The sequence below is a fragment of the Azospirillum sp. genome, assembly GCF_035627195.1.
Lineage (GTDB): Bacteria > Pseudomonadota > Alphaproteobacteria > Azospirillales > Azospirillaceae > Azospirillum.
On record NZ_DASPMG010000007.1, the window covers coordinates 1 to 6,978 of the forward strand.

The window sequence follows — 6,978 nt, forward strand, 5'->3', positions numbered from 1 at the left end:
ATTGTGGCATGTTATCGCACGCGCGCAAACGCCCCCGCCCACATGGCGCAAAACGGTTATCGTGCGGGCATCCCGGCCGCCCCCGTTTCGGAGCCTCTGTCATGAAGTTCGCCATCGCCACCCAGGACGGCGCCACGATCGCCACGCACGGCGGCCGCACCCGCTGCTTCCTGCTGTTCGACGCCGAGACGGGCGCGGAGCCGGCCGCCGCCGGCCGCCTCGACCTTGCGGAGGACATGGTCCTGCACCTGCACGGCGACGGCAAGCCGCACCCCATCGACGCGGTGCAGGTGGTGATCGCCGGCACGTCGGGCCAGGGCTTCGTCAACCACATGCGCCGCCGCGGGATCGAGCCGGTGGTGACGGCGGAGAGCGACCCGGTGCAGGCGATCCGCGACTATTTCGCCGGCACGGTCAAGCCCGCCCTCGCGCCCGAGCACCCGCACGCCCACCACGAGGGCGGGCATCATCACCATTAGATGGGGAAGCTGACGGCGGCGGTGGTGCCGGAGGAGTCGGAGTCGGTGGACAGCGTGTCGCCCAACTGCGAGGCCAGCGCCTCGGCCAGCATCAGCCCGTCGTCGGAGGTGGTGTCGAAGCCGGCCGGCAGGGCGCGCCCGTTGTCCTCCACCACGAGGCGGGCGCGCGTGTCGCTCTGCCGCGTCACCGCCACGTTGATCCACCCCTGTTCCGGGAAGGCGTGATGCAGGCTGTTGGACACCAGCTCCGCGATGATGAGGCCCAGCGGCATCGCCTCGTACAGGCCGACGGTGATCGGTTCGGCCGACACGGTGATGGGCACGTTGGCCAGGCCGCCCGGCGTGCCGGCCTTCACCGCCTCGCACAGCCCCTCGACGTAGCGGCCCAGCTCGACGTGCGTGCCCGACCCGGTCTCGTGCAGCTGGCGGTACAGGATCGCCAGCGCCTCGATGCGCACCAACGTTTGTTCATAGGCGACGCGGGCGTCGGGGTCGCGGATGCGGCCGGCCTGCAGCTTCAGCAGCGAGATGACCAGCTGAAGGCTGTTCTTGGCGCGGTGCTGCAGCTCGCGCAGCTCGGCTTCCAGTTCTCGGATGCGCTGTTCCGGCGGGATGTCCGGGGTGTCGGATCCGCTGGCCGGGCGATCGGGGGGCATGGCAACCGGAATGCACCTGTGCGACATCGAAAGGACCTGATTTCCGCTTCGGGGCGGCGCCGGGAGCGCAGCCTCAGTCAATTTATGCACTCTCGCGCGGGGGCGGCGTGGCTCAGAAGAAGTAACCCCGGCAGCCTAGGCGGATCGGCCGTGCCGCCGCGGGCGATCCGCGCGCAACGGAATAGCAAGGGGGGTAGCGGGGCCGTCGTAAACCGCATGGAACGGTTCCACCCGATCGCGTGCCGTGCTTCAGTGCGCCCATGATTCGCTCCCCCCTCCTGTCCGGCCTGCGGCGGCGCCCGCGATTCTTCTGGCTTGGCGTCAACGCCGCCGTCCTGGCGGCGGGGCTGCTGGCGGCGGCCGCCTGCATGGGAACGCGCCAGGGCGTCGCCGCGGATTCGCGCCCGGTCCCCCTGGCCGAGGTAGGGCCGGCGACCGCCGGCGGCCTCGCCTTCCGGGGCGCGATCGAGGTCACCGGGACCGGCGCCAGGAGCCTGTCGGGCCTCGTCGTGGACGACTCCGGGCGGCGCTTCACCGCCGTGTCCGACAACGGAAAGCTGGTGCGGGGGCGCCTGCTGTACGACGAGGCGGGACGTCTGGCCGGCGCCGCCGACCTGTCCGTGCGCACGCTGCCCGGCACCCGGTTCGTGACCGGCCGGCCGCGCCGCAGCGACTCCGAGGATCTGGCGCGGCTGCCGGACGGCGGCTGGCTGGTGTCCTTCGAGCGCGACCACCGAATCGAGCGCTATGGCGGTGGCGGCGACGGCCCGTCAGGCAGCCCCACCGAACTGCCGCCCCCGCCAGGGCTGGAGGACGCGCCGTTCAACGGCGGCATCGAGGCGCTGGCGGCACTGCCCGACGGCCGCGTGCTGGCGCTGGAGGAGGGCGACGACAACGGCCGGCCGGAGCGGCGCGGCTGGATCGGCCAGATGCCGCTGTCGCTGCCCCGCGCGTGGCAACCGGTGACCTACCGCGCGGCGCCCGGCTTCCGGCCGACCGGCGCTGCGGCGCTGCCATCCGGCGACGTGCTGGTGCTGGAGCGGCGGGTGTCGCTGCTGGGCGGCTGGGGCGGGCGCATCACGCGCGTGCCGGCGGCGTCGCTGCGCCCCGGCGCCACGCTCGCGGGCACCACGCTGGTCGGCGAGGAGATGGCGCGCCTGGAATCGCCGCTGCCCGCCGACAACTACGAAGGCATCTCGGCGGTCACCGGGCCGCGCGGGGAAACGCTGGTCTTCGTCGTGTCCGACGACAACACCAACCCGCTCCAGCGCACGCTGCTGCTGATGTTCGCGATGGGCGGGGAGTAGAGGCCTACAGCCGCACGGACTGCGAGGAATAGCGCTCGGCCGAGCTGTGCTGGATGGTGCCGAGTACGACGGCGGCGCCGACGGCGATGAGGACGGCAGCGGCGAAGCCGATTGCGATGGCCTTCATGGCGGACTCCCCTGGTTGTTTTCCGGCCTGGTTGTTTTCCGGAAGTATGGGACGGGTGCCGCCGTTGCGCCAGTGGCAAAGGTGTCTGCGTTCAGGGTCCGCCCGCGGCCGTGCGCAGGTAGGCGACGAGGTCGGCGCGGGCCTGCGCGTCGCCAATGGTCTGCAGCGGCATCTTGCTGCCCGGCGCCATGACGTCGGGCCCGACCTCGAACAGGCGGGCCACCGTCTCCTCCGTCCACACGATGCCGCTGCCCTTGAGCGCGGGGGAGTAGCGGTAGCCCTCCACCGCGCCGGCCGTCCGGCCGAACACCCGCCACAGGGTCGGCCCGGCGCGCCGGCCGCCGTCGGGCGTCAGCGTGTGGCAGACGGCGCAGGCGCGGAACAGCGCCTCGCCCCGGACCGGGTCACCGGGCGGCAGCGCGTCGGCGCGCACGGGCAGGGCGGCGGACAGGAACGCGGCAGCGACGGCAGCGGGAACGAAGGCCGGCCGCGGGCGCACGGGTCACGCCTCGTCCGGCTCGACGACGTCGAGGCCGACCACCTCGGTGTTGATGAGCAGCTTGCCGGCGTGCTCGAAGTTCACGGTCACGCGGTGGCCGACGGCCGACTGGACCTGGCCCAGGCCCCAGTCGGGACGGGAGGGGTGGCGCACCCAGGCGCCGGGGACCAGCGTGTCGTCCATGGCGGCATCGTCTCCGAACGTCGTCAATCGCGCAGCATACCGTGGCAACCGGGCGCCTTCGGATGTTACAAGAAGGAGGCGCGGGCCGGAAAGTTCCCGTCGCCGCGCCCGTCTCTTCCTTTCGTAGTACCGGACCCCGCCATGCCTTTGGACATCCGCGTCGTCGAGCTGCTCACCTCCCGCTTCTGCCACGACCTCGTCAGCCCCGTCGGCGCCATCCGCAACGGCCTGGAGCTGATCGAGGAGATGGACGAGGACGAGCCGAACCCGGCCTTCATGGGCGAGGCGATCAAGCTGATCGACCATTCCTCGGGGCAGGCCGACCGCCGGCTGCGCCTGTTCCGCCTCGCCTACGGGCTGGCGGGGCGCGAAATGCGCGGCTTCGTCGACGCCCGCGCCGCGGCGCTGGGCTGGACGGAGGGCGGCAAGACGCGCGTCGACTGGCCGCAGGGCGTGCCGCACGACATGGCTGGCGGCAAGCCGGGTCTGGGCAAGACGCTGCTGAACGTCGTGGTCCTGGCCGAGGAGGCGCTGACGCACGGCGGCTCCATCGTGGTGGGCGGGCAGGGCGATGAGTTCTCCGGCCGCGTCACCGTGACCGCGCAGGGCCGCCCCGGCAACCTGAACCCGGACGCCGCTGCGGCGCTGGCCGGCACGACGGCGGTGGACGACCTGACCGCGCGCACCGTGCACGCCTACGTCACCGGCCGCTTCGCCGAATACTACACCCTGCGCCTGTCGGCCGCCCCCGCCGGGCACGAGACGCTGGTGTTCACGCTGGAGTGGTGAGGGCGGCTATTCGACCTTGCGCCCGGTCAGGATCTCGAAGGCGATGGCCAGCGCGTGCGGGGAGTGGGAATTGTACCGCAGGCTCGCCACCCAGTCCTTGAGGATTCGCGGATCGATCTTGAACGACTGGGCGCTCGCGTTATCGAAATATTGATCGCAGATAGCCAATCCGAGCCAGAGCGCCGCCACTTCGTTCACGGCCAGAAGCTTGGCATTTGACGTGGCGGCGTGACGGATGGGCTTGAGCCGCCGCAGCCAGAAACAGAGATGCCCGGCCACCTTTGCGGCGTTGGGGTTGGTCAGCCGATAGGATCTCAGGCTTTCATCGGCGAAGCGTTCAAGTTCGGCCAGCTCGTCGGTATCGACTTCCAGTTCGACGCCGTAGACCGCTTCGATAGCGTCGCAGACAGGGTGCAGGACGCGCTGCCAGTCGACATTGCGCAGCGTGCTCATTCCGTGTCGCGGACGAACATGCCGGACGCTTTCATCATGTCGGCGAAGGTGCCGGAGAATGCGTCCTTGGTCCGGGCAATGCCGGTGAGGATGCCGTCGGTGGTGATGTCGTGGCCGCTGTTGTCCTCGAAGACCCGGTCTGTCTGCCGGCTGCCGTAGTCCGGCTTCTTCAATCCAACGAACTTGGTCATGGCCGCAGCTCCACGTCAGCTTTTCGCCGAATGGGGTATCCACCGTCGCGGCAGCGTGACACCGCTTCAGCCGGACCGCAACACACAACTGCACCTTCCAGGGGCGGCGCTCACAGCTGCCGGAAGATCTTCGTCTCCACCACCACCTGCTCGACGCCGCCGGTGGTCTGGTGGGCGGTGGTGCGCAGGGTGACCGCCAGATTGTGGCGGGCGGCGCGGGCCAGCACCTCGTTCAGCTTCGCCACCGCATCGCGCACCTCACGGGCCAGCTGCTCGTCCTTCATGGGTCCTCCTGTGACAACGTGGCCCGTCCTTCTTGGCACGGCGGGGCTACCGGCGTCCCGTCCTTTCGAGTAAGACACTTTTAATCAGTGTTTGACACGCTCCGGGCGTGCTGGAAGGGTCGGTTTGCGGCCGTTCGAAGCCGCGCGCCGTCGGTCGCAATCAAGGGCCGGGGTTGAGAAATGAAGGCCTGGGGAAGACGCCATGGATGATCTGCTCAGTGAATTCCTGACGGAAACGAACGAAAACCTGTCGGTCCTCGACGTCGAGCTGGTCCGGCTGGAGCAGAATCCCAACAATCCCGAGCTGTTGTCGAACATCTTCCGCTTGGTCCACACGATCAAGGGAACCTGCGGCTTCCTCGGCCTGCCGCGCCTGGAGAAGGTGGCGCACGCGTCCGAGAACGTGCTGGGCAAGTTCCGCGACGGCGAGCTGACCATCAACCCCGCGGCCGTGTCGCTGATCCTGCAGGCGCTCGACACCATCAAGGGCCTGCTGGCCGTGCTGGAGGCCACCGAGGCCGAGCCGCCGGGCGACGACAACGACCTCATCATCCGCCTGAACGACTGCGCCGAAGGCAAGCTGACCGGCGGCGCCCCCGCCGCGGCCGCGCCGCCCCCGCCGCCCCCGCCGGCGCCCAAGAAGGAAGAGGTGGAGGTCCCCTCCGTCTCCCTGGAGGAGCTGGAGGCCGCCTGGAACGCCGCCCCGGGGCCGAGCACCGCGCTGACCCCCGTCGCCCCGCCGGAGCCGGATCCGGAGCCCTCCCAGGAACTGGCCGTGCCGGAGCCCGAGCCGGCGCCCGCCTCCTCCAAGATGCCGGTCCCGGCCGCCCAGGCGGCGTCCGCTGGCGGCGGCGGCAGCAACGACGAGGTGCGCGAGGCCGGCAACAAGGAATCGGCGGTCGCCGCGCAGACCATCCGCGTCAACGTCGACCTGCTCGAAAACCTGATGACCATGGTCTCGGAGCTGGTGCTGACCCGCAACCAGCTGCTCCAGATCCTGCGCTCGCAGAAGGAGAGCGAGTTCGCGGCACCTCTGCAGCGCCTGAACCACGTGACGTCGGAGCTGCAGGAAGGCGTCATGAAGACGCGCATGCAGCCCATCGGCAACGCCTGGGCCAAGCTGCCGCGTCTGGTGCGCGACCTGTCGCACGAACTGCACAAGAAGATCGACCTGCAGATGCTCGGCGCCGACACCGAGCTGGACCGCCAGGTGCTGGAGCTGATCAAGGATCCGCTCACGCACATGGTGCGCAACTCGGCCGACCACGGCCTGGAGACCCCGGCCGAGCGCCTGCGCGCCGGCAAGCCGGAGACCGGCCGCGTCACGCTGAACGCCTACCACGAGGGCGGCCACATCATCATCGAGATCCAGGACGACGGTAAGGGCCTGGCGATCGACAAGATCAAGCAGAAGGCCATCCAGAACGGCATGGCGTCGGAGGCCGAGCTGGCGGCCATGTCCGACCAGCAGATCATCCAGTACATCATGAAGCCCGGCTTCTCGACCGCCACCAAGGTGACCAGCGTGTCGGGCCGTGGCGTGGGCATGGACGTCGTCAAGACGAACATCGAGAAGATCGGCGGCACGATCGAGATCAAGTCGGTCCAGGGCAAGGGCTCGACCTTCGTCATCAAGATCCCGCTGACCCTGGCCATCGTCTCCGCCCTGATCGTCGAGTGCGCGGGCGAGCGCTTCGCCATCCCGCAGATCAGCGTGGTCGAGCTGGTGCGCGCAGCAAGCGACAGCGAGCACACGATCGAGCGCCTGAAGGGCACGCCGGTCCTGCGCCTGCGCAACCGCCTGCTGCCGCTGGTCAGCCTGCAGACGCTGCTGCGCCTGGAAGACGAGGAGAACGCCAAGAAGGACGGCGACGAGACCTTCATCGTCGTCACCCAGGTCGGCACCTACACCTTCGGCATCATGGTCGACCGCGTGTTCGACACCGAGGAAATCGTGGTGAAGCCGGTGGCGCCGATCCTGCGCCACATCGAGATGTTCTCGGGCAACAC

At 69.7% G+C, this 6,978-nt stretch carries 11 protein-coding genes; 4 read left to right on the plus strand and 7 right to left on the minus strand.

Features of this window, described 5'->3' with window-relative positions; translation table 11 throughout:
* The first annotated feature begins 101 nt into the window (after positions 1-101).
* Complete coding sequence (locus VED21_RS00480) at positions 102-479, plus strand: NifB/NifX family molybdenum-iron cluster-binding protein (RefSeq protein ID WP_324880337.1); 378 nt, start codon at positions 102-104, stop codon at positions 477-479.
* Here the strand turns inward: VED21_RS00480 and VED21_RS00485 are convergent.
* Positions 476-1,135, minus strand: coding sequence for a sensor histidine kinase (locus VED21_RS00485; protein ID WP_324880338.1), 660 nt, complete (start codon positions 1,133-1,135; stop codon positions 476-478). The genes VED21_RS00480 and VED21_RS00485 overlap by 4 nt on opposite strands.
* Positions 1,136-1,395: 260 nt before the next feature.
* On the opposite strand from VED21_RS00485, the gene VED21_RS00490 reads away from it, so the two are divergent.
* Positions 1,396-2,442, plus strand: a complete 1,047-nt coding sequence (locus VED21_RS00490) for an esterase-like activity of phytase family protein (RefSeq protein WP_324880339.1) — start codon at positions 1,396-1,398, stop codon at positions 2,440-2,442.
* Positions 2,443-2,446: 4 nt separating this feature from the next.
* Here VED21_RS00490 and VED21_RS00495 read toward each other — a convergent pair whose 3' ends face one another.
* From VED21_RS00495 to VED21_RS00505, 3 genes are all read right to left on the minus strand, one after another.
* A complete protein-coding gene (locus tag VED21_RS00495; RefSeq protein WP_324880340.1) occupies positions 2,447-2,569 on the minus strand; it encodes a hypothetical protein in 123 nt (40 codons plus the stop codon).
* A gap of 91 nt (positions 2,570-2,660) precedes the next feature.
* Complete coding sequence (locus VED21_RS00500) at positions 2,661-3,068, minus strand: c-type cytochrome (RefSeq protein WP_324880341.1); 408 nt, start codon at positions 3,066-3,068, stop codon at positions 2,661-2,663.
* 3 nt (positions 3,069-3,071) lie between these two features.
* Entirely contained in the window at positions 3,072-3,251 is a 180-nt protein-coding gene (locus VED21_RS00505) for a DUF3553 domain-containing protein (protein WP_324880342.1), read from the minus strand.
* 141 nt (positions 3,252-3,392) lie between these two features.
* Between VED21_RS00505 and VED21_RS00510 the strand changes: the two genes are divergently transcribed.
* Positions 3,393-4,040 (plus strand): histidine phosphotransferase family protein, encoded by a 648-nt coding sequence (locus VED21_RS00510; protein WP_324880343.1) that lies wholly within the window; start codon positions 3,393-3,395, stop codon positions 4,038-4,040.
* A 6-nt stretch (positions 4,041-4,046) separates the two neighbouring features.
* Here VED21_RS00510 and VED21_RS00515 read toward each other — a convergent pair whose 3' ends face one another.
* From VED21_RS00515 to VED21_RS00525, 3 genes are all read right to left on the minus strand, one after another.
* Entirely contained in the window at positions 4,047-4,493 is a 447-nt protein-coding gene (locus VED21_RS00515; RefSeq protein WP_324880344.1) for a hypothetical protein, read from the minus strand.
* Positions 4,490-4,684, minus strand: a complete 195-nt coding sequence (locus VED21_RS00520) for a hypothetical protein (RefSeq protein WP_324880345.1) — start codon at positions 4,682-4,684, stop codon at positions 4,490-4,492. The genes VED21_RS00515 and VED21_RS00520 overlap by 4 nt, the downstream gene beginning before the upstream one ends.
* 110 nt (positions 4,685-4,794) lie before the next feature.
* Complete coding sequence (locus VED21_RS00525; protein ID WP_324880346.1) at positions 4,795-4,968, minus strand: hypothetical protein; 174 nt, start codon at positions 4,966-4,968, stop codon at positions 4,795-4,797.
* A gap of 202 nt (positions 4,969-5,170) precedes the next feature.
* Between VED21_RS00525 and VED21_RS00530 the strand changes: the two genes are divergently transcribed.
* A partial coding sequence (locus VED21_RS00530; protein ID WP_324880347.1) for a chemotaxis protein CheA occupies positions 5,171-6,978 on the plus strand: 1,808 nt, incomplete at its 3' end.